At 75.3% G+C, this 21,677-nt stretch carries 19 protein-coding genes; 9 read left to right on the top strand and 10 right to left on the bottom strand.

From position 1 onward, the window contains the following. Nucleotides 1-19: 19 nt before the first annotated feature. Nucleotides 20-850 (top strand): DUF427 domain-containing protein, encoded by an 831-nt coding sequence (locus tag Ae331Ps2_RS23990; protein ID WP_075306387.1) that lies wholly within the window; start codon nucleotides 20-22, stop codon nucleotides 848-850. A gap of 106 nt (nucleotides 851-956) precedes the next feature. Here the strand turns inward: Ae331Ps2_RS23990 and Ae331Ps2_RS23985 are convergent, their stop codons facing one another. Then, nucleotides 957-1,436 carry a MarR family winged helix-turn-helix transcriptional regulator gene (locus Ae331Ps2_RS23985; RefSeq protein ID WP_063718673.1) on the bottom strand — a complete coding sequence of 160 codons (480 nt, stop codon included), beginning with the start codon at nucleotides 1,434-1,436 and terminating at the stop codon, nucleotides 957-959. Between the two features lie 99 nt (nucleotides 1,437-1,535). On the opposite strand from Ae331Ps2_RS23985, the gene Ae331Ps2_RS23980 reads away from it, so the two are divergent. After that, nucleotides 1,536-2,651: a M20/M25/M40 family metallo-hydrolase gene (locus tag Ae331Ps2_RS23980; protein ID WP_075306388.1), complete on the top strand. Its 1,116-nt coding sequence runs from the start codon at nucleotides 1,536-1,538 to the stop codon at nucleotides 2,649-2,651. On the opposite strand, the gene coaA is transcribed toward Ae331Ps2_RS23980, so the two are convergent. After that, the gene (coaA, locus tag Ae331Ps2_RS23975; RefSeq protein WP_075311794.1) at nucleotides 2,623-3,552 is read right to left on the bottom strand and encodes a type I pantothenate kinase; all 930 of its coding nucleotides are present in this window, start codon (nucleotides 3,550-3,552) and stop codon (nucleotides 2,623-2,625) included. The two genes, Ae331Ps2_RS23980 and coaA, sit on opposite strands and share 29 nt — an antisense overlap. 337 nt (nucleotides 3,553-3,889) lie before the next feature. On the opposite strand from coaA, the gene Ae331Ps2_RS23970 reads away from it, so the two are divergent. The 3 genes from Ae331Ps2_RS23970 (at nucleotide 3,890) to Ae331Ps2_RS23960 (ending at nucleotide 7,380) form a co-directional block, all read left to right on the top strand. Further along, complete coding sequence (locus Ae331Ps2_RS23970; RefSeq protein ID WP_075311796.1) at nucleotides 3,890-5,239, top strand: hemolysin family protein; 1,350 nt, start codon at nucleotides 3,890-3,892, stop codon at nucleotides 5,237-5,239. Beyond that, complete coding sequence (locus Ae331Ps2_RS23965; protein WP_075306390.1) at nucleotides 5,236-6,297, top strand: hemolysin family protein; 1,062 nt, start codon at nucleotides 5,236-5,238, stop codon at nucleotides 6,295-6,297. Before Ae331Ps2_RS23970 ends, Ae331Ps2_RS23965 begins: the two co-directional genes overlap by 4 nt. Before the next feature lie 72 nt (nucleotides 6,298-6,369). Beyond that, nucleotides 6,370-7,380 carry a 3-methyladenine DNA glycosylase gene (locus Ae331Ps2_RS23960; protein ID WP_369804836.1) on the top strand — a complete coding sequence of 337 codons (1,011 nt, stop codon included), beginning with the start codon at nucleotides 6,370-6,372 and terminating at the stop codon, nucleotides 7,378-7,380. A 4-nt stretch (nucleotides 7,381-7,384) separates the two neighbouring features. On the opposite strand, the gene Ae331Ps2_RS23955 is transcribed toward Ae331Ps2_RS23960, so the two are convergent. The 4 genes from Ae331Ps2_RS23955 to Ae331Ps2_RS23940 all read right to left on the bottom strand — a co-directional run bounded on the left by Ae331Ps2_RS23955 (nucleotide 7,385) and on the right by Ae331Ps2_RS23940 (nucleotide 11,106). Next, entirely contained in the window at nucleotides 7,385-7,582 is a 198-nt protein-coding gene (locus tag Ae331Ps2_RS23955; protein ID WP_075306392.1) for a hypothetical protein, read from the bottom strand. 152 nt (nucleotides 7,583-7,734) lie between these two features. Beyond that, entirely contained in the window at nucleotides 7,735-8,592 is an 858-nt protein-coding gene (locus Ae331Ps2_RS23950) for an NAD(P)-dependent oxidoreductase (RefSeq protein ID WP_020623207.1), read from the bottom strand. Between the two features lie 53 nt (nucleotides 8,593-8,645). Beyond that, a complete protein-coding gene (locus Ae331Ps2_RS23945) occupies nucleotides 8,646-10,349 on the bottom strand; it encodes an ABC-ATPase domain-containing protein (RefSeq protein WP_075306394.1) in 1,704 nt (567 codons plus the stop codon). Between the two features lie 82 nt (nucleotides 10,350-10,431). Beyond that, entirely contained in the window at nucleotides 10,432-11,106 is a 675-nt protein-coding gene (locus Ae331Ps2_RS23940) for a DUF4232 domain-containing protein (protein WP_075306396.1), read from the bottom strand. A gap of 138 nt (nucleotides 11,107-11,244) precedes the next feature. On the opposite strand from Ae331Ps2_RS23940, the gene Ae331Ps2_RS23935 reads away from it, so the two are divergent. Beyond that, nucleotides 11,245-12,225, top strand: a complete 981-nt coding sequence (locus Ae331Ps2_RS23935; protein ID WP_212611719.1) for a DUF368 domain-containing protein — start codon at nucleotides 11,245-11,247, stop codon at nucleotides 12,223-12,225. Here Ae331Ps2_RS23935 and Ae331Ps2_RS23930 read toward each other — a convergent pair. Both Ae331Ps2_RS23930 and Ae331Ps2_RS23925 read right to left on the bottom strand, forming a co-directional pair. Beyond that, nucleotides 12,143-13,699, bottom strand: coding sequence for a CoA transferase (locus tag Ae331Ps2_RS23930; RefSeq protein ID WP_083695917.1), 1,557 nt, complete (start codon nucleotides 13,697-13,699; stop codon nucleotides 12,143-12,145). The two genes, Ae331Ps2_RS23935 and Ae331Ps2_RS23930, sit on opposite strands and share 83 nt — an antisense overlap. Further along, a complete protein-coding gene (locus Ae331Ps2_RS23925; protein WP_075311800.1) occupies nucleotides 13,696-15,444 on the bottom strand; it encodes an acyclic terpene utilization AtuA family protein in 1,749 nt (582 codons plus the stop codon). The genes Ae331Ps2_RS23930 and Ae331Ps2_RS23925 overlap by 4 nt, the downstream gene beginning before the upstream one ends. An 81-nt stretch (nucleotides 15,445-15,525) precedes the next feature. On the opposite strand from Ae331Ps2_RS23925, the gene Ae331Ps2_RS23920 reads away from it, so the two are divergent. Then, nucleotides 15,526-16,431, top strand: coding sequence for a LysR family transcriptional regulator (locus Ae331Ps2_RS23920; protein ID WP_075306400.1), 906 nt, complete (start codon nucleotides 15,526-15,528; stop codon nucleotides 16,429-16,431). Nucleotides 16,432-16,460: 29 nt separating this feature from the next. Here the strand turns inward: Ae331Ps2_RS23920 and Ae331Ps2_RS23915 are convergent, their stop codons facing one another. Beyond that, the gene (locus Ae331Ps2_RS23915) at nucleotides 16,461-17,825 is read right to left on the bottom strand and encodes an MFS transporter (RefSeq protein ID WP_020624248.1); all 1,365 of its coding nucleotides are present in this window, start codon (nucleotides 17,823-17,825) and stop codon (nucleotides 16,461-16,463) included. 233 nt (nucleotides 17,826-18,058) lie between these two features. Beyond that, the gene (locus Ae331Ps2_RS23910; protein WP_020624247.1) at nucleotides 18,059-18,715 is read right to left on the bottom strand and encodes a TetR/AcrR family transcriptional regulator; all 657 of its coding nucleotides are present in this window, start codon (nucleotides 18,713-18,715) and stop codon (nucleotides 18,059-18,061) included. Nucleotides 18,716-18,856: 141 nt separating this feature from the next. On the opposite strand from Ae331Ps2_RS23910, the gene Ae331Ps2_RS23905 reads away from it, so the two are divergent. Both Ae331Ps2_RS23905 and Ae331Ps2_RS23900 read left to right on the top strand, forming a co-directional pair. Then, entirely contained in the window at nucleotides 18,857-19,789 is a 933-nt protein-coding gene (locus Ae331Ps2_RS23905; RefSeq protein ID WP_083695915.1) for a shikimate dehydrogenase, read from the top strand. Then, nucleotides 19,779-21,635 carry a sugar phosphate isomerase/epimerase and 4-hydroxyphenylpyruvate domain-containing protein gene (locus Ae331Ps2_RS23900; protein ID WP_075306402.1) on the top strand — a complete coding sequence of 619 codons (1,857 nt, stop codon included), beginning with the start codon at nucleotides 19,779-19,781 and terminating at the stop codon, nucleotides 21,633-21,635. Before Ae331Ps2_RS23905 ends, Ae331Ps2_RS23900 begins: the two co-directional genes overlap by 11 nt. The last annotated feature ends 42 nt before the right edge of the window (nucleotides 21,636-21,677 follow it).

The raw sequence follows: 21,677 nt of genomic DNA, 5'->3' as shown, positions 1-21,677 counted from the left end.
ACCCACGAGGTGAGGCCACATGGGACTGACCCGCACCGACGGCCCGCTGTCGTCCTCCGCGCCGACGACGGTGAACTACGCGATCGAGGGCCCGCCGCACAAGCTGCTGATGCACCCGTTCCCGAGGCGGGTGCGGGCGGAGTTCGCCGGGCGCACCGTGCTCGACACCCGTGGCGGGTTCCTGCTGCACGAGTCGAACCTGCTGCCCGTGCTCTACGTCCCCGAGGCCGATCTCGACCAGGACGTGCTGGTCGCGACCGACCACACCACGCACTGCCCGTTCAAGGGCGACGCGTCCTACCGCTCGCTGGTCGTCGGCGACCGCACCGCGGAGAACGCGGTCTGGCACTACCCGGAGCCCGTCGCGGCCGCGCCCTGGCTGCGCGGGCTCGCCGCGCTGTACTGGAACGCCGCCGACGCCTGGTACGACGAGGACGAGCAGGTCTTCGCGCACATCACCGATCCCTACACCCGGGTCGACGTCCGTCCGACCCACCGCGAGGTCGTCGTCACCCACGTCGCGACCGACGGGGTGGAGACGGTCCTGGCCCGCTCGCGACGCCCGTGGGTGCTGTCGGAGACCGGGCTGCCGAACCGCTGGTACCTCCCCGCCGCCGACCTCGCCGTCCCGACCTCGCCGAGCGACCTCCGGACGCGCTGCCCCTACAAGGGCGAGGCGCACTACGAGCACGCCGACCTGCCCGGCGGGACCCGGCTGGCCGACGTGTTCTGGCACTACCCCGACCCGCTGCCCGAGTCCTCCCGGGTCGCGGGGCTGCGCGCCGTCGCGGGCGGCAGCCGCGACGACGGCTCCCGGGTCGTGGTCACCGTCGACGGCGCCGAGACCTGAGCCCGGCCGGGGCGGCCGTCACCACGGGCGGCTCCACCGGGGCGGTGCCGGTCGGTCGGCCCACCGGGGCAGTCCCGGTCGGTCGTCGCACCAGGGTGCGGGCCGGTCAGTCGTCGGCGACAAGCAGGGCCTCCAGCGCGGGCAGCGCGGCCTCCAGCGCGGCGCGCTGAGCGGCGTCGAGCCGGTCGAGCCGGCGCGCGACCAGGGCGGTGCGCTGGCTGCGGATCTCGCGCAGCCGGGCCAGCCCGTCGGCGGAGACCGAGACGAGCACGCCGCGGGCGTCTCCCGGGTCCGCGGCACGCTCGACCATGCCCTGCTCGTCCAGCGCGGAGAGCACCCGCGACATCGTCGGTGCGGTCACACCCTCACGGCGGGCCAGCTCCGACAGGCGCAGCGGGCCGTGCTGCTCGACGGTGACCAGGGTCGACAGCTGCAACGGCGGCAGCGACTCGGAGCCGTCGATGCGGATCCGGCGGTTCAGCCGTCCCACCGCCAGTCGCAGCCGGGAGGCCACCTCGTCGTCGCTCGTCTCGAAACGGCCGGTCACCACGGTGCCACCGGACTCGCCGCCCGATCCCTCACTCATCGCCCCATTCTGCCAAAGAAGTGCTGAGCAATGGCATCGGCCCTCGGCGGCCGCGGCGTCGCGGCAGGGCCGTGGCAAGGTCGTGGCAAGGTCGCGGGGATGGAGATCCCCGACCCCGTCGCGCTCGCCGGCTCGCTGATCGCCCTCGACACCCGGGGCGGCGGCGAGCGCGCGGCCGCCGACGCCCTCGCGGGCCTGCTCGACGACGGCGGATTCACCGTACGGACCGAGCCCGACCCGGCCGACCCGGCACGGGCGAACCTGGTGGCCCGCCGCGGCGACGGCCGCCCACCCGTCACCCTCACCGGGCACCTCGACACCGTCCCCGCCGACCCGGCCGGCTGGTCGTTCGACCCGCATGCCGGTGACGTCGTCGACGGGCGGCTGCGCGGGCGCGGCAGCACCGACATGAAGGCCGGGGTGGCCGCGCTCGTCGTCGCGGCACTGCGCAGCACCCCGGCGACCCCGCTGCAGCTGGTGTTCACCTTCGGCGAGGAGACCGGCGGCGACGGCGCCCGGCTGCTCACCGGCCTGGAGCCGTCGCCACTGCTGGTGGTGGCCGAGCCGACCGCGAACCGGGTGCTGCACGGCCACAAGGGCGTGCTGTGGCTGCGGCTGGTGCAGCACGGGGTGAGCGCCCACGGGTCGCGCCCGGAGCTGGGCGACAACGCACTCGTCGCGCTCGGGCGGGTGGCCGCTGCGCTGCACGACCACACCTGGCCCGTCAGCGCGACGCACGGCGCCGCCACCGCCAACCCCGGGACGCTGCACGCCGGACTGCAGCCCAACCTGGTGCCCGACCGCGCCGAGCTGGAGGTCGACCTGCGTCTGGTGCCCGGCCTCGACGCCGCCGCGGCCCGCGACGAGGTGGCCACGGTCGCCCGCGCCGCGCTCACCGGGACACCCCACCGCGGCGTCCCGCACGTCGAGGTGCGCCTGGACCTGCCCGCCGTCGGCACCGATCCGGCCGACCCGCGGGCCAGGGCGGCCGCCACCGCGCTCGGCCACGACGGACCGGCGGCGTTCGCGTCCTACTTCACCGACGCGTCGGTGCTGGTCCCCGCGCTCGGGGACCCGGCGGTGCTGGTGTACGGGCCCGGCGACCCCGAGCTGGCCCACGTCACCGACGAGACCTGCTCCGCGGCCCGGGTCGACGAGGCGGCCGAGGCCCTCACCACGGCCCTGGTCAGAGCTTGCGCAGCCGCACCCGCGTGACGTCGTGGTTCGGGCCCTTGGTCAGCACCGCGCTGGCCCGCGAGCGGGTGGGCAGCACGTTCTGTTCCAGGTTGGGCTGGTTGATCGTCGCCCAGATGTGCTCGGCCCGTGCCACGGCCGCGTCGTGGTCGAGCTCGGCGTAGCGGCGGAAGAACGACTGCGGGTCCCGGAACGCGGTCTGGCGCAGCCGCAGGAAACGCTCCACGTACCAGCGGCGCACGTCGGCGGTGGCGGCGTCGACGTAGACGGAGAAGTCGATGAAGTCCGACACGGTCAGCGCGCCCGCGACCGCGGGCTGGAGCACGTTGAGCCCCTCGACGATGAGGATGTCGGGGCTGCGGACGACGAGCTGCTCGTCGGGGACGATGTCGTAGACCAGGTGCGAGTAGACCGGGGCGGTGACCTCGGGGCGGCCGCCCTTGATCTCGGAGACGAACCGCAGCAGCTTGCGGCGGTCGTAGGACTCCGGGAAGCCCTTGCGCTCCATCAGCCCGCGGGCCTGCAGCTCGGCGTTGGGGTAGAGGAACCCGTCGGTGGTGACCAGCTGCACGTCGGGGTGCTCCGGGGAGCGGGCGAGCAGCAGGCGCAGCAGCCGCGCGGTGGTCGACTTCCCGACCGCGACCGAGCCCGCGATCCCGATCACGAACGGGGTCCGGGCCCCGCCCGAGCCGAGGAAGCGCCGGTAGGCCCGGTAGAGCCGACCGCCCTCCTCGACGTGCAGGTTCAGCAGCCGCGACAGCGGCAGGTAGACCTCGCGGACCTCGTCGAGGTCGACGAAGTCGCCGTAGCTGCGCAGCTGGTCGAGCTCCTGGGCCGACAGCGGCACCGTCGTCGACGACGCGAGCTGCGACCAGGAGCGGCGGTCGAAGTCGACGAACGGTGAGGCGCTCCCCCGGGCCAGGCCCGAGCTGCGCCGGCCGCCGTACTGCGGGTGCGTCGCGGCCGCGGGGGACGCGCGCTCCGACGGGGGCGTCGGCTGCGGTGCGCTCACCGGTGCGCTGCGGTCGGGGCCCCGCTCACCGGCACCCGACCGCCGTCCGGGGAGCCCGGTGGCGCGGGGGACGGTGCGGAGGGCGACGTCGCCGTGGTCATGGCTGACCAACCTAGACCCCGGTCACGGCCGGGATCACCGTCGGGACGCCGTGACGTCACTCGCAGCTGCCCGACTCGCAGCTCCCGGCGCGCGGTCCCGGCGCGGCCGCCGTATCGTCGTGCACCGTTTCTCCCCGATGGAGGCCATGAGCTCCGTGTCCGTCCTGCTCTCCGTCCTCGGGCTGCTCGCGGTCGCCGCGCTCACCCTGGGAACCGCCGTGTCCGTCGCCTCGGAGTTCTCGCTCACCGCGCTCGAACGCAGCCGCATCGACGCCGCCGTCGCCCGCCGGGACGACCGCCGCACCCGCGCGGTGCAGCGGGCGCACGCCGGGCTGTCGTTCCAGCTGTCGGGCTGCCAGCTCGGGATCACCGCCACCACCCTGGCCACCGGTTACATCGCCGAGCCCGCCGTCGCCGAGCTGATCCGGCCGGTCCTGGAGGCCGTCGGTCTGCCGGCCGGGATCGCCTCGGGCACCGCGACCGTGCTGTCGCTGGTCCTGGCGACGGTGCTGTCGATGGTGTTCGGCGAGCTGGTCCCGAAGAACCTCGCGATCGCCCACCCGATGGAGGTGGCGCGCTCGGTGGTGTGGCTGCAGGCCGGGTTCGCCTCGGCGTTCCGCTGGCTCATCACCGGTCTGAACAGTGCGGCCAACGCCATCGTGCGCCGGCTCGGCATCGAACCGGCCGAGGAGCTGCGCTCGGCCCGCTCACCCGGTGAGCTGAGCTCGCTGGTGCGGGCCAGCGCCGAGAGCGGCAGCATCGACCCGGGCACCGCGGTGCTGCTGGAGCGCTCGCTGCGCTTCACCGACCGCGTCGCCGAGGATCTGATGACCCCGCGGGTGCGGGTGGAGACCATCGACGCCACCGACACCGTCACCGACCTGGTCGCGCTGGCCCGCCGCTCCGGGTTCTCCCGGTTCCCGGTCGTGGACGGCGACCCGGACGTCCCGCTGGGCCTGGTGCACGTCAAGCAGGCGTTCTCGGTGCCGCCGGCCCGCCGCGCCGACACCGCCGTGCGGGACCTGGCCCGGCCGGTCGAGACGGTGCCGTCGTCGCTGGACGGCGACGAACTCATGACCCGGCTGCGGGCGGCGGGACTGCAGACCGCCGTCGTCGTCGACGAGTACGGCGGCACCGCCGGTCTGGTGACCATGGAGGACCTGGTGGAGGAGATCCTCGGCGACGTCCGCGACGAGCACGACCGCGGCGAGCAGAACCGGGTGCGCCGCCTCGGCGACGGGGTCTGGGCGCTGTCCGGCCTGATGCGCGACGACGAGGTGGACGAGGTGACCGGGTTCCGCATGCCGCACGGGGGCTACGAGACCCTCGCCGGGCTGGTCGTGGCCCGGCTGGGCCGGATCCCCGACGTCGGCGACACCGTCGAGGTCGACGGGTGGACGCTGGAGGTCCTGCGCCGCGACCGCAACCGGGTCGCCGAGATCCGTGTGCAGCGCAGCGCCGACCGCACCGCCGGGCACGGGACGGTGCCGGCGTGAACGACCTGCTCGCACTGCTCGCCGCCGTCGCCCTGCTCGGGGTGAACGCCTTCTTCGTCGCCGCGGAGTTCGCGCTGATCTCCGGCCGCAAGGACCGCCTGGAGGCCATGGCCGACGCCGGCTCCGCCGGGGCGCAGCGGGTCCTCGACGCCTCGCACGACCTGTCCCGGATGCTCGCGGCCTCCCAGCTGGGCATCACCATCGCGTCGCTGCTGCTCGGCCGGCTCGGCGAGCCGGCCGTGGCGCACCTCATCGACGGACCGCTCGAGGCGGTCGGGGTGCCGGAGTCGTTCGCCTACCCGGTCGCGTTCGCGGTGTCGCTGATGATCGTCGTCGTCGCGCACATGATGCTCGGCGAGATGGTGCCGAAGAACATCTCGATCGCGGGACCGGAGCGCGCGGCGATCCTGCTGGTCCCCCCGTTCCTGGTGTGGACCCGGGTCACCCGCCCGTTCATCGACCTGTTCAACGCGATGGCCAACGCCACCCTGCGCCTGGTCGGGGTGACCCCGCGCGACGAGCTGGAGACCGCGTTCACCACCGGCGAGCTCGCCGAGATGCTCGGCGACTCGCGCCGTGAGGGCCTGCTCGACGACTCGGAGAGCTCGCGGATCGAGCGGACCCTGTCCTCGGCGGAGGCGACCGTCTCCGACGTCGTCGTCGCACTGGAGGACCTGGTGTGCCTCGACGCCGGCCCCGGCGGGACGACGACGGTCTCCGCGCTCACCGAGGCCGTCGAGCGGACCGGGTACTCACGGTTCCCGATCCGCGGCGCACAGGGCAGGCTGACCGGGTACCTGCACGTCAAGGACGTGCTGGATCTCGCCGACGCCGAGTCCGCGACGATCCCACCGCAGCGCGTCCGCAGCCTGCCGTCGGTCCCGGCCTCGGCCCGCCTCGACGAGGCGCTCGCCACGCTGCGGGCCGCCCGGGCACACCTGGCCCGCGCCGTCGACGAGCACGACACCACCGTCGGCGTGGTCACCATGGAGGACCTCACCGAGGCGTTCGTGGGCAGCGTCCGCGACGCCACCCACGCCCCCGGCACCCCGGCCTGACCCGCGCGCGTCGTACCGTCGGACACCGTGCCGCCCCCGTCCGTGCCGACCTCAGCCCGGCCTACCCCGCCTGTGTCGACCGCGTCCGGGCCGACCCCGAGCGTCTGCGCCCCGACCGCCACCGTGCCCGTCCTCGACGGCGCGACCTGGCGGGCACGGGCGGCGGCCCACCGCGAGCGGGTCGCGGCCTGGACCGGTCCGCACCGGGAGCGGCGACGGCGCGGCGAGCCGCACCCGGTGTGGGACTTCCTGTTCACCTACTACTCCCACCGCCCCGCCCAGCTGGAGCGCTGGGACCCGGGCCCCGGCGTCGCGCTCGCCGACGCCGCGGAACTCGCCGACCGCCCCGGCCACGTCACCCGGCCCGACGGCACGGTCCTGTTCGACCCCGCGGCGGCCCCGCAGCGGCTGCGGACGACCGCGGCGTTCGTGCACCGGCTGCTGGTCGCGACCCGGTCCCGGCCGCCCCGGCTGGGCTGCTTCGGCCTGCACGAGTGGGCGATGGTCTACCGCACCGACGACGTCCGGCACCGGGACACGGTGCCGCTGCGTCTCGGGCGGGCGGGCACCGACGCCGTCGTCGAGTCGGCGCGGATCAGCTGCACCCACTACGACGCCTACCGGTTCTTCACCGACGCCGCGGCCCCGCGCAATGAGCTCGTGCCCACCCGCGAGCGGCAGGTCGAGATGGAGCAGCCGGGCTGTCTGCACGCGACGATGGACCTCTACAAGTGGGCCTACAAGCTCGCCCCGGCGGTGCCGTCGGAGATTGTCGCCGACTGCTTCGCCCTCGCCGCGGACGTCCGCGAGCTGGACATGCGCGCCTCCCCCTACGACCTGTCCGGCCACGGGTTCGACCCGGTGCGGATCGAGACACCCGCCGGACGCGCCGAGTACGCCCGCGCCCAGGCCGGGTTCAGCGAGCGCGCCGCGCCGCTGCGCGACGCGCTGGCCGACCTCGCGGGCCGGCTCGCCGGGACACCCGACCACCCGGCCGGCCACCCCGCCGAGGGCCCCCTCGGCGGCCCGCACACGGACGACGGGGCCGCCGGGACGGTGCCCGGCGGCCCCGCGACCGCGTAGCGGCTCAGCCCGCGACGAGCTCGTCCAGCACGCCGTTGCGCGCCGAGGCGACGAGGTCGGCGAACTGGTCGACGCTCATCTGCACGCGCTGGCCGAAGTCGTCGGTGATCACGATCCGCTTCTCCGGGACGGCCGCGTCGTCGACGAACAGCTCGGGGCATCCGCAGTTGCAGCTGCCGCAGAAGGTGGCGATGTGTCGCACTCGGGTGCTCCTCGTCGTCGGTCCGGGTGTCGCGGGCGGTGTGCCCGCGCCGTCGGGAGAGGTCGCCCGCGGACTCCCGGCGGTTCCCGATGTCACCCGATGGGGTCAACCGGTCACCGATGGGAGCCGTGCGGGACTCACACCGGCAGGGCTCACACCGGCAGGTCGGCCGGGTCGGTGCCCTCGAGGAAGAAGTCGATGTCGTTGTGCTCGGAGTCGCCGTAGGGGGTGAGGTCGGTGACGCCGTGCGCGGCGAGCACCTCGTCGTCGATGAAGGTGTGCCCGGTGGGGCGCGCCGGATCGGTCAGGATCGCCAGGGCCGCGTCGGCCATGATCTCGGGGGTGCGGGCACGCCCGGCGACCTGGTCGCCGCCCAGCAGGTTCGTCACGGCCGCGGTCGCGATGGTGGTGCGCGGCCACAGGCAGTTGGCCCGGATGCCGTCGCCGGCGAACTCGTGCGCCCAGCCCAGGGTCAGCAGCGACATGCCGTACTTGGAGAGCATGTAGGGCGGGAACGCGCCGAGCCACTTCGGGTCGAGGTTGATCGGCGGGGACAGGGTGAGGACCTGCGCGTCGTCGGAGGCCTTGAGGTGGTCCAGCGCGGTCCGGGTCAGCAGGTAGGTGCCGCGCGAGTTGATCGACTGCATGAGGTCGTAGCGCTTGGGCGTCACGTCGGCGGTGCCGCTGATGTTCAGCGCGCTGGCGTTGTTGACGACGATGTCGACGCCGCCGAAGGTCTCGGCGGCGGTGGCGACGGCGCGTTCCACGTCCGCCTCGACCCGCACGTCCCCGACGACGGCGACGGCCTTGCCCCCGGCCTGCTCGATCTCGGCGACCGCGGTGTGCACGGTCCCGGGCAGGCGCGGGTCGGGCTGGTCGGTCTTGGCCAGGATGACGGCGTTCGCGCCGCGGCGGGCGGCGGCGAGCAGGATCGCGAGGCCGATGCCGCGGCTGCCGCCGGACATGACGATGGTGCGGCCGTTCAGGTCCCGCTGGGCGGTCTCGGTCATGGGGTCCTCCGGTGACGGTGCGTCGGTGCACGTGCTCGGAAGCACTCTAACAGTCAGCCCTGACCGTTTCTGTGGAGGTGCGTCACACGTGCGGGTCGCAACCGGTTCAGCGCGGCCGCGACCTCGTGCCGTCGCGGCACCGCGACGTCCACCGGGGCGCCCCGGGTGATCGCGTCGGTCCCGCCGTGGCGCACGGCCTCCTCCAGCCGCTCCAATGCCGCGGCGAGGGTGACCCCACGCAGGTCGAGGGCGGCCAGGGCGTACCCGACGCCGGTGGTCTGGCCGGGGTCGGCGAGCTGGGCCACCGCGGACAGGTCGATGTCGTCGGCGCCGAAGGTGAGCCGCCCGCGGCCGCGGGCGGTGATCCTGCGCCGCCCACGTACCGAGGCGTCCACACTGCGGGGGTCGAACTCGCGGCGGGCGAACGCCGGGAACGCGGTGTCGGTCGCCTCGTCGGCCCGTCCGGCGATCTCCCGGGCCCGGCCGGTGACCTCGGAGGCGACGTAGTCCTGCAGCAGGATCACGGTGTCGGCGCGGTCGAGGTACTCCCCCGAGCCGCCCATGACGAGCACGGTGGACACCCCGTGCCCGCGGTGCAGCGGCCGGACCCGCTCGGCGAACGGGACCAGCGGCTCGGCCGGGATCAGCGCGCGCATCCGGTCGTCGCGGATCATGGCGTTGGTGGCTGCGGTGTCCTCGTCGATCAGCAGCACGCCGGCGCCGGCCTCCAGCGCCTCCACCGTGGCGGCGGCCTGCGAGGTCGAGCCGGACGCCGACTCCGTGGAGAAGTCGTCGGTGGGGTTCCCGGACGGCAGGCCGGTGACGAAGGCCGACACGTCGACGCGCTGCACCGAGCGCTCGTCCTCGGCGCGCACCGACACCGCGTCGGCGCGGGCGACGACGAGCTCGCGACCGTCGCCGGGGACGTGGTCGTACACGCCGTTCTCCAGCGCACGCAGCAGCGTGGACTTGCCGTGGTAGCCGCCGCCGACGATCAGCGTGACGCCCTCGGGGACGCCCATGCCGGTCACCGTGCCGCGGTGCGGGACCTCCAGGTTCACGCGCAGCTCCGGCGGGGAGACGAATGGCACCCCGCCCACCAGCGGCCGGTCGTCGACGCCGGAGGCGCGCGGCAGCACCGCGCCGTCGGCGACGAACCCGACCAGGCCGCGACCGGCCAGCGCGTCGCGCAGGGCACCGGCGTCGACGACGGTCTCCACGAACTCCTCGGCGGCGTCGGTGTCAGCGGTCTCCCAGCGCAACGCCCCCAGCACCGCGCGCGGCAGCGCGACCGTGACCTCCGCGGCCGCTGCCCGGCCGTCGATCCGCCGACCCCGGCCGGGCAGCGGCACCGACACCTCGGCGACGACCGTCCCGTCGGGCCGGATGCGGACCGCGCTGCGGTCGAGCACCTCCTGGCCACCCGCATCGATCCGCACGGTGCTGCGCTCCAGGGCCCGGCGCAGTGCGCGGGCCAGGAACCCGGCGAGGGCACGCGCCCGCACGGGCCCGTCGTACAGGCCGGGCGGCAGCCCGGCGGTCCGGGCGGGCACGGTCACCCGCAGCCGCGACGGCGGCGCGAACGGGTCGGCCTGCACCGTCCGGATCTCGAGGTCGTAGCCGTGCTCCCCCGTCCAGACGCCGGTGAGGTCCTTGTAGGAGCGGTAGGACGCTCCGTCGAGGTCGTGGAGCCGGGGGCCGAGAGCCGCGACGTCGCCGCGACGTCGGGGCGTGGCCGAGCGCTCGTGCGGGGTCATGCGGGGTCGTCTCCTCCACGTCGTGGCGACCGCCAGTGGCCCCGCGGGGCCCGGTCCGCGGCGGACCGGGCCCGGACGCGGATCAGCGAGCGGTGAACGCCTGGATCACCAGCTGGTCCCCGGGCGGGGTGGCGGCGCAGCCGGTGCCCTCCATCGGGACGAACAGCGAGTCGGTCTCGCCGGGCGGGTAGACGCGCAGTCCGCGCACCGCCGTCGGGCGGCAGGCGGCCTCGTCGAAGTTGCGCACGTTCACCACCCGCAGTGTCGCACCGGCGCTCCCGCCCGGGGCGAGCCGGACCGGGTCGCCGTGCCCGCCCTGCATCGCGGCGGCCGGGCCGATCTGGTGGCCGTCGTCGCCGCCGACGTAGGACACGCCGGGGAAGCCGCGCAGGTAGCAGGTGCGGCCGCTCTGGTTGCGCAGCGTCAGCGTCACGTACGACGAGCCCGCGGCACCGCCGCCCGGGTCGGCCGCGACCGAGCCGGCCAGCTCGGAGGTGTGGCAGCGCTCGTCGCCGCCCGCCTCGGTCCCCCCGGTTCCGGTGTGCGCGCCGCCGGCACCGGCGCCGCCCCCGGTGTTCCCGGCGTCGGACACCGGGGTGCTCGTGGTCGGTGCGGCGGTGCTCGGCGGCGTGGCGGTGCCGCCGGAGCCGGCGGCGGTCGGCCAGTCGCCGCCGCCCCCGCAGCCGGCGAGCACCGCTCCGCAGGCGGCGATGGTCACGGCCCAGCGGGCGGTGCGGTGCAGGACGTACCCGTCCATGTCAGTCCCCCGATCGTCATGGTGCGTACGTCTCCTCGGACGTATCGGCACGCAACCGGTTGCCCCGATCCTTGGTGATGCGAACGAGAGTTCACCCGTCTGTCGCCGTTCGTCGCCCGGTCGGTACCGTCCTGGCCCGTGTTGTCGCGTATGTCCGTTGTTCATCTGGCCCGTGGGGCCGCGATCGGCGTGGTCGAGACCATCCCGGGGGTCAGCGGCGGGACCATGGCGCTGGTCGTCGGGATCTACGAACGCCTGATCGCCCAGGGCGCGCACCTCGTCGGCGCGGCCCGGGCGTTGCTGCCGGGCGCGGCGGGCGGTGACGTGACGCCCCGCGAGGAGCTGCGACGGCTGGACCGGGGCCTGCTGGTGCCCGTGGCGCTGGGCATGGCGCTGGCGGTCCTGGCGGCGTCGCAGGTCCTCCCGGGGCTGATCGAGGACCACCCCGTCGGCGCCCGGGCGGTGTTCCTGGGGATGGTCGCCGCGTCGGTGGTGGTCCCCCTGCGGATCACCGGGCGGCTGCGCGGGCTGCGGGAGTGGGCGCTGGTCGTCGTCGCGTTCGCGGCGACGTTCGCCGTCAGTGGGCTCCCCCCGGTCGTCGGCGACGGCCGCCCGCCGATGCTCCTGGTCGGGCTGGCCGCGGCGGTCGCGGTGTGCGCGCTGGTGCTGCCGGGGTTCTCCGGCTCATTCCTGCTGCTGGTGTTCGGGCTCTACGAGCCGACCCTGCGTGCGGTGCGCGACCTGGACCTGGCCTACGTCGCGGTGTTCGGGCTCGGCGCCGTGGTCGGGCTCGTGAGCTTCGTGTCGGTGCTGACCTGGCTGCTGGAGCACCACCGCCGCACCCTCATGGTGATCATGACCGGCGTGCTGCTGGGGGCGCTGCGGGCGCTGTGGCCCTGGCAGGACGACGCCCGCGGAGTGCTGGCACCCGACCCGGGCTGGTGGTGGATGCTGCTGCCGGCCGCGGCGGGTGCCGCGCTCGTCCTGACGATCATGGCCGTCGAGCGGCGGGTCGACGGGGCGGCGGCCCCCGGCCTCAGCGGGGCAGCCACTCCGGACGCCCGGAGCCGCGCGGGACGAGCACCGTGCGGTACTCCCCCGGCGTCGCGCTCATCGTGACCTGGTCGGTCACCCCCTGGTAGTGCCCGAGCGGGGTCTGCGCGGTGAACGTCTCCGGGGCGGGGTAGGCGTGCCGCTCCCCGGTGCCCGCGACCTCGCGGGCGTAGCCGAGGTCGAGCACCCCGAGCTCCAGCATCCAGAGCGCGGCCCGGGCCAGCGACACCTCCACCGCCCAGGACCCGCCCTCCACCGCGCGGCGGCGCAGGGCCGCGGCGATCCCGGCGGCGGTCAGCCAGGACACGATGTAGTCGTTGACGACCAGGATCGGCGAGAGCCGGGGCGTCACCGTCGGGTCGGTGGCCGAGCCGCCCTCCAGGGTCATCATCCCGACCAGGGTGCCCGCGGACTGGTCGAACCCGACGCGGTGCGCCCACGGCCCGACCGGCCCGTGCAGGGTGTTCGTCGCGTGCACGATGCCCGGCCGCACCGCGGCGGCCTCCTCGGCGGACAACCCGAGCCGGGCCAGGTAGCCGGGGCGGCGGTTGGCGTAGAACACGTCGGCGTCGGCGAGCAGCCCGCGCAGCAGCGCGGCGCCGTCGGCGGTGTGCGGGTCCACCGTGGCGGACCGGACGCCGACGTTCGCGGTGACGTAGGTGCTGTCGTGCTCGAACTCCGTGGGGCGCCAGATGTTCAGCACGTCCGCGCCGTGCAGGGCCAGCGCCCGCCCGGTCCCGGCACCCGCGATGACGTGGCCCATCCCGAGCGCGCGCAGCCCGTCCAGCGGGAGGTCGGCGCGGCGGCGCTGCGGGAACGGCTCGGGCGGGGCGTCGCCGATGCGGCGCAGGGTGATCGGCGGGGTGCCGGCCAGCGCCGCGTGCTGCTCGGTCGCGAGCCACTCGCCGGGGGTACGGGCCATCGGCATGACGATGCCGACATCGCTCGCGGCCTCCTCCAGCTCGGCGGCGTCCCACCGGGCGATCGCGTCGGCGACGCCGCTCTCCGGGGCCCCGAGGAAGGTCTCGGCCCGGGCCCGCAGCGCGGGGTAGGGGTTGAGCGGCATCACCCAGCGGTCGTCGCGGGTGCGGTGGAACGAGAACCCCAGCGCCTGCGAGGTGATCGCCGGGCTGGCGGCCGGGTACCCGTTCACCAGCTCCCAGCGGCGGTCGTAGAACGGGCAGAGCCGGTGCGGGGCGCGCCGGACGTCGACGGTGACGTCCTGGCCGTCGCCGCCGCGGTCGCGGTGCACCGCGGCCATCCCGACCGACTTCGCGGCGAGCGCGACGGCCGCACCGCCCCCGAGGCGCAGCGCGCTGGGCACGACCGGGTCGGCACCGACGAACGCGACCCGCCCCCCGGCGTCGGCGCCGCTCATCCCGACGCAGCCCAGCAGCCCGTCGAGCGCGGCGCCGGGGTCGAAGGCGTCGTCGGTCGCGGGGGACGCGACGTTCGCGAGGATGCGCTCGGCCGTGGCGTCACCGGCAGTGGCGTCACCGGCAGTGGCGTCACCGGCAGTGGCAGCGGCGGGGGTGGTCATGCGGTGGGTCCTCCCACGTGTTTGGCCCGCAGGTACTCGCCCACGGACTTGCCGATCTGGTCCACGCGCAGGTTGGCCGAGCCGCCCGAGCCGAGCAGCCCGACGAGCACCAGGTGCACCGCGCGCAGGTGCGGGAACTCGTGGCGGACGATGCGGCCCCCGGCCTCGGGGAGCAGCGCGGCCGCCCGCTCGGTGGTCAGCGTGGCACGCAGCCAGTCCCAGTGCGCGGGGTCGCGGCACCAGACGCCCACGTTGGCGTTGCCGCCCTTGTCCCCGGCCCGCGCCCAGGTGTACTCGCCCAGCTCGACGGGCGGGCCGGTCGGCGCGGGCAGGTCCGGCTCCGGGTGCACCGGCTGTGCGGTCTCGTCGGGGGTCGCCGTCCGCGAGGCGCGGGGGACCTCGACCCGGCTGCCGTCGTCGAGGACGGCGTGGTGGTCGAGCAGCGCGGACTCCAGCAGCGCCGGCCAGTACTCGATCCGCGGCCACGGCTGCGACGCCCGCGGCGCGTGCCCGTCGTGGTGGAACCCGGGGAAGCCCTGCAGGTACAGCGACCCGACGGCCGGGGAGAACCGGACCAGCGGCTCCTTCTCGCGGGCGGTCGCGATCACCCGGATCGGGACGGTCGCCGCCCACTGGGTCGGCGGGTCGACCGCCGCGACGCCGAGCGGGGTGACCTCCAGGGTGTCGACGTGGCCCTCCAGCGCCGCGCGCAGCTGGTTGCGCAGCAGCTCCACCTTGCCCTCGACGTCGGGAGCGGTGCAGAACAGCATCGTGGAGATCTCGTAGCCGATGGGGGCGAACACCGCGACCTTCGCCGTCGGCGGCGGCGGGGACCCGGTGACCGGACCGATCGCGACCCGGTCCGGTCCCTGCTGGCTCAGCCGCACGGTGTCCAGGTGCACGGTGACGTCGGGGTTCAGGTAGCGCGGGCCCTGGATCTCGTAGAGCAGCTGCGCGGTGACGGTGTCGACGGTGACCGTGCCGCCGTCGCGGGCGTGCTTGGTGATCACCGAGGAGCCGTCGGCGGCGACCTCGGCGATCGGGAACCCGGGGCGCAGCATGCCGGGCACCGAGCGGAAGCCGGAGAAGTTGCCGCCGGTGGCGTGCGCGCCGCACTCGATGACGTGCCCGGCGGTCACCGCCCCGGCCAGGGCGTCGACGTCGTCGGGGCCCCAGCCGTGCCACCAGGCCGCCGGCCCCGCGGTCAGCGAGGCGTCGGTGACCCGCCCGGTCACGACGACGTCCGCGCCGGCGGCCAGCGCGGCGGCGATCCCGAACCCGCCGAGGTAGGCGTTCGCGGTGATCGGGGCGAACCCCCAGTCCTTGAGCGGGGCCCCGGTGTCGAGATGCTCGAGCCCGTGGCCGTCGGCGTGGAAGTCGGCGAGCCGATCGAACACCCCGTCCCCGGCGACGTGGGCGACCCGCAGCGACAGCCCGGCCGCCGCGATCCGGTCGCGCAGCTCCTGCGCCATCCCGGCCGGGTCGAAGCCGCCCGCGTTGGTGACGACCCGGATCCCGCGGCGGGCGATCTCGGGCAGGTGCGGGGTGAGCTGGTCGAGGGCGTAGGCGACGTAGCCGGGGCCGCCGCGCCCGGCCGCGGCGGCGAGCGCGGCGAGGGTGATCTCGGCGAGGTAGTCGCCCATCAGGACGTCGACCGGGTCCCCGGCCATCGCCTCGTCGACGGCGGTGTACCGGTCGCCGAGGTAGCCGGACACGTTCGCGATACGCACGGGACGGGAGGCCATGCCGGTCACGGTAGGCCGCCGGTCAGGGCCGCGACCAGGACCGATGACCGCACCTGGGCGTGACCTCTAGGGTCATGCCCCGTGGAGCTGTTCCATCTGCGCTACTTCCTCGCCGTCGCCGACGAGCTGAACCTGACGCGGGCGGCGGCCCGGCTGCACCTGGCCGCGTCGCCGTTGTCGCGACGGGTCCGCGACCTGGAGCGGGAGCTCGGCGCGCCGCTGTTCACCCGGTCCGCGCGCGGGATGGCGCTGACCGCGGCCGGGCGGGCACTGCTGCCGCGGGCCCGGGACATCGTCGCCCGGGTCGAGGCGCTGCCCGGCGCGCTCGCCGCCGCCGACGGGCATCCGGTCGTCGTGGTGGGGATGGCCCCGGACGTGACGGCGGCGGTCCGCGACGGCTTCCTGGAGCGTCTGCGGGCCGCGCGTCCGGAGCTGGCGGTGCGGATCCGCCCCGGCACCTCCGCGGAGCTGGCCCGCGCGGTCGCCCGGCGCGAGCTGGACCTGGCGTTCGTGCACGGCGCCGTCGACGACCCCGGGCTGAGTGCACGACGGGTGGAGACCCGGCCGGCCGCCGTCGCCGTCGGGCACGGGCGGGGTTTCGACGACCGGACCGAGGTCGCCCTGGAGGAGCTGGCGGACCTGCCGTACGTGTCCATCCGCTACGACGCCGCCCCGTCGGTCTACCGGGCCACCGGGGAGCTGCTGGCCCGCCACGGGGTGCACCGGCGGATCGAGCTCGACACCCACAACCCCGGCGACCTGACCCACGTCGTCGCCTCCGGGGAGGCGTTCACGCTGGTCGGACTGGGGTCGGGGGCGACGCACAAGGCGTTCGTCGGGGAGCCCGTGCACGTGCTGCCGGTGACCGGGGCGCAGGTGCGGCTGGGCACCGACGCGGTGTGGCGCACCGACCGGGCCGCCGACCCCGGCGACGTCGTCGGGTTGCTCGCGGCCGCGGCCGGGACGCCGGCGGGGCCCGTGGCGTGACGCCACGGGCCCCGCTGCGGTGCGGTCGGTCAGACGTGGGCCGGGGCCCGGTCGCGGGTCCCGAACCCGGCCTCGATCTCGTCGAGGGTCTGGTGCGCGGTCTCCCGGGCCGACCAGGCCGACGCCGCCGCGACCAGGCAGATCACGGCGCCGAAGACGGCGACCGGCAGCCAGCCGGTGACGCTGTTCTCGGCCAGCGCGGCGGCGATGGTCGGGGCGAAACCGCCGAACGCGAAGCCGATCTGGGTGCCGACGGCCATGCCGGTCAGGCGGACCTTGGCCGGGAACATCTCCCCGTAGAACGAGGGCCAGACACCGTTGGCCGCGCTGTAGACCACCCCGGAGAGCAGGATGCCCGCGCCGAACACGAACAGGTACTCGCCGGTGGACACCGCCCACAGGTAGACGGCGAGCAGGACCGCGCTGCCCAGTGCGCCCGCGACGAACACCGGGCGGCGTCCGACCCGGTCGGACAGCGTGGCGAACAGCGGGATCGCGGCCAGGGCCACGACGTTCGCGCTGACGACGACCCACAGCATCGTCGAGCGCTCCAGGCCCACGGTGTTCACCGCGAAGGACAGCGCGAAGACCGTCATCAGGGTGCTGACCGAGGCGACGGTCGCGGCGAGGCTGACGCGCAGCAGGTTCGGCCAGTGGTCACGGAACAGCGCGGCGATCGGGAGCTGCTCCGCGGCCCGCGGGGACCCCTCGGTGTCGGCCACCTCCGTCGCGAAGACCGGGGTCTCGTGCAGGGTGCGCCGGATCAGCACACCGGCGACCATCACCAGCACGCTCGCCCAGAACGGCACCCGCCAGCCCCAGGACAGCAGCGCCTCCTCCGGGAGCAGCGCGATCGGCAGGAACACCGCGGTCGCGATGATCTGCCCGCCCTGGGTGCCGGACAGGGTGAAGCTGGTGAAGAACGCACGCCGGTGCTGGGGCGAGTGCTCCAGCGTCATCGAGTTGGCGCCGGCCTGCTCTCCGCCCGCGGACAGGCCCTGCAGCAGCCGGCAGGTCACCAGCAGCACCGGCGCGAGCACGCCGACCTGGCCGTAGGTCGGCAGGAAGCCGATCGCCAGCGTCGCGACGCCCATCATCATCAGCGTCGAGACCAGGACCTTCTTGCGGCCGAACCGGTCCCCGATGTGTCCGAACAGCACCGCGCCGAGCGGGCGGGCGACGTAGCCGAAACCGAAGGTCGCCAGCGACAGCAGCGTGCCGGCCACCGGGCTCGAGTCGGGGAAGAACACCTTGTTGAACACCAGCGCCGCAGCGGTGCCGTAGATGAAGAAGTCGTAGTACTCCAGGGCGCTGCCGACCCACGCGGCCAGGGCGGCCCGTTTCGGCTGCGCCTCCGGCGCGCTCGGCGCGGCGGCGGACGGTTGCTGGCTCACGGTGGCTCCCGGCGTGTGCGACGTTGCAGGCACTTGATGACGCGGTCGACGGCCCGGGCGGCGAGCCGCTCGTCTATGTACCGTCTGGTTAGGTACCGAATAGTGAGTTGCGGCGCGAGGCGTGTCAAGAGCCGGATGGACGCCGGCGCGGTCACCCCGCCAGGGGTTCTCCGTCGACCCTGCGGTCGGTCCTGCCGGGCGCCTGCCACGGGCCCCTGCCGTCGGCTCCGCCGTCAGTCCTGCCCCACACGGGCGGTCAGGTACTCCACGACCAGGTCACCGACCATGCGGCGGTAGTGCCCGCGCCGCTGCGGGTCCAGCAGGTCACGGTCGAAGATGGCCGAGACGGTGTGCCGGTTGGCCACCCGGAACACGCAGAACGAGCTGATCAGCACGTGGACGTCGAAGGCGTCGACGTCGTCGCGGAACAACCCGGCCTCCCGGCCGCGGGCGAGGATGGAATCGAGCACGCCGAGCGCGGGCCCGGCGAGCCCCGCGCGCAGCGGGGAGGAGCGCAGGTGCTCGGCGTGGTGGATGTTCTCGATCGCGACCAGCCGGATGAAGTCCGGGTGCGCCTCGTGGTGGTCGAAGGTGAGCTCCGCGACCGCCCGCACCGCCCGTGCCGGGTTGAGGTCCGACACCGACAGCTGCTGCTCCAGCGCCCGGATCCCGGTGTACGCGCGTTCGAGAACGGCCAGGTAGAGACCCTGCTTCGAGCCGAAGTAGTAGTAGAGCATCCGCTTGGTGGTCCGGGTGCGCGCGGCGATCTCGTCGACCCGCGCCCCGGCGAGGCCCCGGTCGGCGAACTCCGCGGTCGCCTCGTCCAGGATCTCGGTGCGGGTGCGCTCGGCGTCGCGCTGCCGGACGCCCTCCTCCGGTACCGCCGCCACTGCGGCCCCCCTCCACCGGTCCGCGCCACCGGGATCCCGGTGGCGCCCCGGACTCTACGGATCGTCGGCCGTTCCCCCTGGCCGACGGACCCACCGTCCCGTATAACTAACCGTACGGTACATAGATCCGAGGAGGGATCCGTGCGGAGCAGCAACGAGACCCGTCGCGAGACCGACGCCACCGCAACCGGCACACGGGTGCGGACGGGGTTGATCGGCGCCGGCATCGGTCCGTCGCTGTCCCCCGCCCTGCACGAGCGCGAGGGCGCCGCGCACGGCCTGGACCTGACCTACACGCGTTTCGACCTCGACGTCCTCGGGCGCGACCCCGACGCCGTCGGCGACCTGCTCGCCCTGGCCCGCGCGCAGGGCTACGCCGGGGTCAACGTCACCCACCCCTGCAAGCAGCGGGTGATCGGCCACCTCGACGTCCTCGCCCCGGACGCCGCCGCGATCGGCGCGGTCAACACCGTCGTCATCGGTGCGGACGGGGCGCTGACCGGGCACAACACCGACTGGACCGGCTTCCGCGACGGCTGGCGGGCCGGGCTGCCCGGCGCCGCGACCGGGCGCGTCGTGCTGCTGGGCGCCGGGGGTGCCGGTGCCGCGGCCGCCTACGCCATGGCCCGCGAGGGCGTCGGCGTCCTGCAGATCGTCGACGTCGACGGTGCCCGCGCCGCCGCACTCGCCGCGTCGGTGACCCCGCACCTGTCCCCCGGCGCGCACGCCACCGGACACCCGCTGCCCGCACTGTCCGCGCTGCTCCCGGGGGCCGACGGCCTCGTGCACGCCACCCCGACGGGGATGGCCGAGCACCCCGGCCTCCCCCTCGACCCCGCGCTGCTCGCCACCCGTCCGTGGGTCGCCGAGATCGTCTACCGGCCGCTGGACACCGCACTGCTCGCCGCCGCCCGCGCCGCGGGCTGCCACACCGTCGACGGCGGCGCGATGGCCGTGCACCAGGCGGCGGAGGCGTTCCGGCTGTTCACCGGCGCCACACCGGATCCGGCGCGGATGCTCGCCCACCTGGCCGAGCTCGTCACCGCCGAGCAGGCGGCGGCCCGTGTCGCCTGAGCCCCGCCCCCCGCACGGGCCCGCGCGCCTGTCGCTGGCCACGGTCTGCCTGTCCGGCACGCTGGAGGACAAGCTCGCCGCCGCCGCGACCGCCGGGTTCGACGGGGTCGAGATCTTCGCGCCGGACCTGCTCGCCGACCCCGAGCCCCCCGCCGGGATCGGTGCCCGCTGCCGCGACCTGGGCCTGTCGGTGGACCTGTACCAGCCGCTGCGCGACATCGACTCCACCGATCCCGCCCGGTTCGCCGCGAACCTGCGCCGCGCGGACGCGACCTTCGAGGTCATGGCCGGTCTCGGCGCCGACACCGTGCTGGTGTGCTCCTCGGTGTCCCCCGACGCCGTCGACCCCGCCACCGACGCCGACCTGCTCGCCACCCAGCTGCACACCCTCGCCGACCGGGCCCACGAGCGCGGGCTGCGCGTCGCCTACGAGGCGCTCGCCTGGGGCCGGCACGTCGACACCTGGGACGCCTCCTGGGACGCCGTGCGCGCCGCCGACCACCCCGCGCTCGGCCTGTGCCTGGACTCCTTCCACATCCTCGCCCGCGGCTCGGACCCCGCTCCGATCGCCGACGTCCCCGGCGACAAGCTGTTCTTCCTCCAGCTCGCCGACGCCCGTGAGCTGTCGATGGACGTGTTGTCCTGGAGCCGTCACCACCGGCTGTTCCCCGGCCAGGGCGGGGTCGACCTGCCCGCGTTCCTCGCCCCCGTGCTGAGGGCCGGGTACAGCGGACCGCTGTCGCTGGAGGTGTTCAACGACGTCTTCCGCCAGTCCGACCCGGTCCGCACCGCCGTCGACGCCCGCCGCTCGCTGATCGCGCTCGCCGAGGCCACCGCACGGGCCGGCGCCGGGACCGATCCCGTGGGCACCGCGGCGCCGGCCCTGCGCGGGACGGCGTTCGTCGAGCTCACCGCGGGCCCGGAGCTCGGGCGGGTGCTGCGCGCCCTGGGGTTCAGCCGCACCGGGGTGCACCGCACCAAGCAGGTCGAACGCTTCGAACAGGGCGACGCCCGGCTGCTGGTGAACGCGGCGGGCGACGGCACCGGCGCGGTCGCCGCGATCGCCGTCGAGTCCGCCGACCCCGCTGCCGCCGCCCGCCGCGCGGCCCGGCTGTGCGCCGCCCCCGTCCCCCGGGTCACCGGGCCCGGGGAGGCCGAGCTCGCCGGGATCACCGCCCCCGACGGCACCGCGGTGTTCCTGTGCCGCACCGACGGCGACGCCGGACGGGCCTGGCCGCACGACTTCGTCGCCGTCGACGAGCCCCGCTCCCCCGGCACCGGGATCACCGGCATCGACCACATCGGGCTCACCCAGCCCTACGACGCGTTCGACGAGGCGGTCCTGTTCCACCGCGCCGTGCTCGGCCTCGACACCGTCGGCGACGGCGAGTACGCGGCCCCGTTCGGGCTGGTCCGCAGCCGCGCGCTGGCCGACCCGGACCGCAGCGTCCGGCTCGCCCTGACCGTGTCGGTGCTGCGCCGCGGCGGGTGGAGCCCGGCCGTCGCCGACCCGCAGTACGTGGCCCTGGCCTGCGACGACGTGCTCGCCACCGCGGCCGCCGCGCGGGCGGCCGGGGTACCGCTGCTCCCGGTCCCGGCGAACTACCACGACGACCTTGCCGCCCGCCTCGACCTGCCCGCGGCGACCGTCGCGGTCTACCGGGAGCTCGGCGTCCTGCACGACCGCGACGCCGCCGGCGACTACCTGCAGGTGTGCACCGAGCTGCTCGGCGGCCGCCTGTTCCTGGCCCTGGTGCAGCGCACCGGCGGCCACGACGGGCACGGCTGGGCCGACGCCCCGGTGCGGATGGCGGCCCATCGCCGGTCCCGGCTCGCCCGGGCCTGAGCGGCGCCGCTACCGTCCCGGCGTCGGTCGCGGAGGGGAGTC

The organism is Pseudonocardia sp. Ae331_Ps2, assembly GCF_001932405.1.
Lineage (GTDB): Bacteria > Actinomycetota > Actinomycetes > Mycobacteriales > Pseudonocardiaceae > Pseudonocardia.
This window is presented reverse-complemented; position numbering and strand designations above follow the sequence as displayed.

Bases quoted from the DNA above. Each gene is read 5' to 3' on its own strand.
- Ae331Ps2_RS23940 (WP_075306396.1), bottom strand. From the start codon at position 11,106: ATGGACGGGTACGTCCTGCACCGCACCGCCCGCTGGGCCGTGACCATC.
- Ae331Ps2_RS23930 (WP_083695917.1), bottom strand. From the start codon at position 13,699: ATGACCACCCCCGCCGCTGCCACTGCCGGTGACGCCACTGCCGGTGAC.
- Ae331Ps2_RS23985 (WP_063718673.1), bottom strand. From the start codon at position 1,436: ATGAGTGAGGGATCGGGCGGCGAGTCCGGTGGCACCGTGGTGACCGGC.
- Ae331Ps2_RS23990 (WP_075306387.1), top strand. From the start codon at position 20: ATGGGACTGACCCGCACCGACGGCCCGCTGTCGTCCTCCGCGCCGACG.
- Ae331Ps2_RS23950 (WP_020623207.1), bottom strand. From the start codon at position 8,592: ATGACCGAGACCGCCCAGCGGGACCTGAACGGCCGCACCATCGTCATG.
- Ae331Ps2_RS23925 (WP_075311800.1), bottom strand. From the start codon at position 15,444: ATGGCCTCCCGTCCCGTGCGTATCGCGAACGTGTCCGGCTACCTCGGC.
- Ae331Ps2_RS23970 (WP_075311796.1), top strand. From the start codon at position 3,890: ATGAGCTCCGTGTCCGTCCTGCTCTCCGTCCTCGGGCTGCTCGCGGTC.
- Ae331Ps2_RS23980 (WP_075306388.1), top strand. From the start codon at position 1,536: ATGGAGATCCCCGACCCCGTCGCGCTCGCCGGCTCGCTGATCGCCCTC.
- Ae331Ps2_RS23945 (WP_075306394.1), bottom strand. From the start codon at position 10,349: ATGACCCCGCACGAGCGCTCGGCCACGCCCCGACGTCGCGGCGACGTC.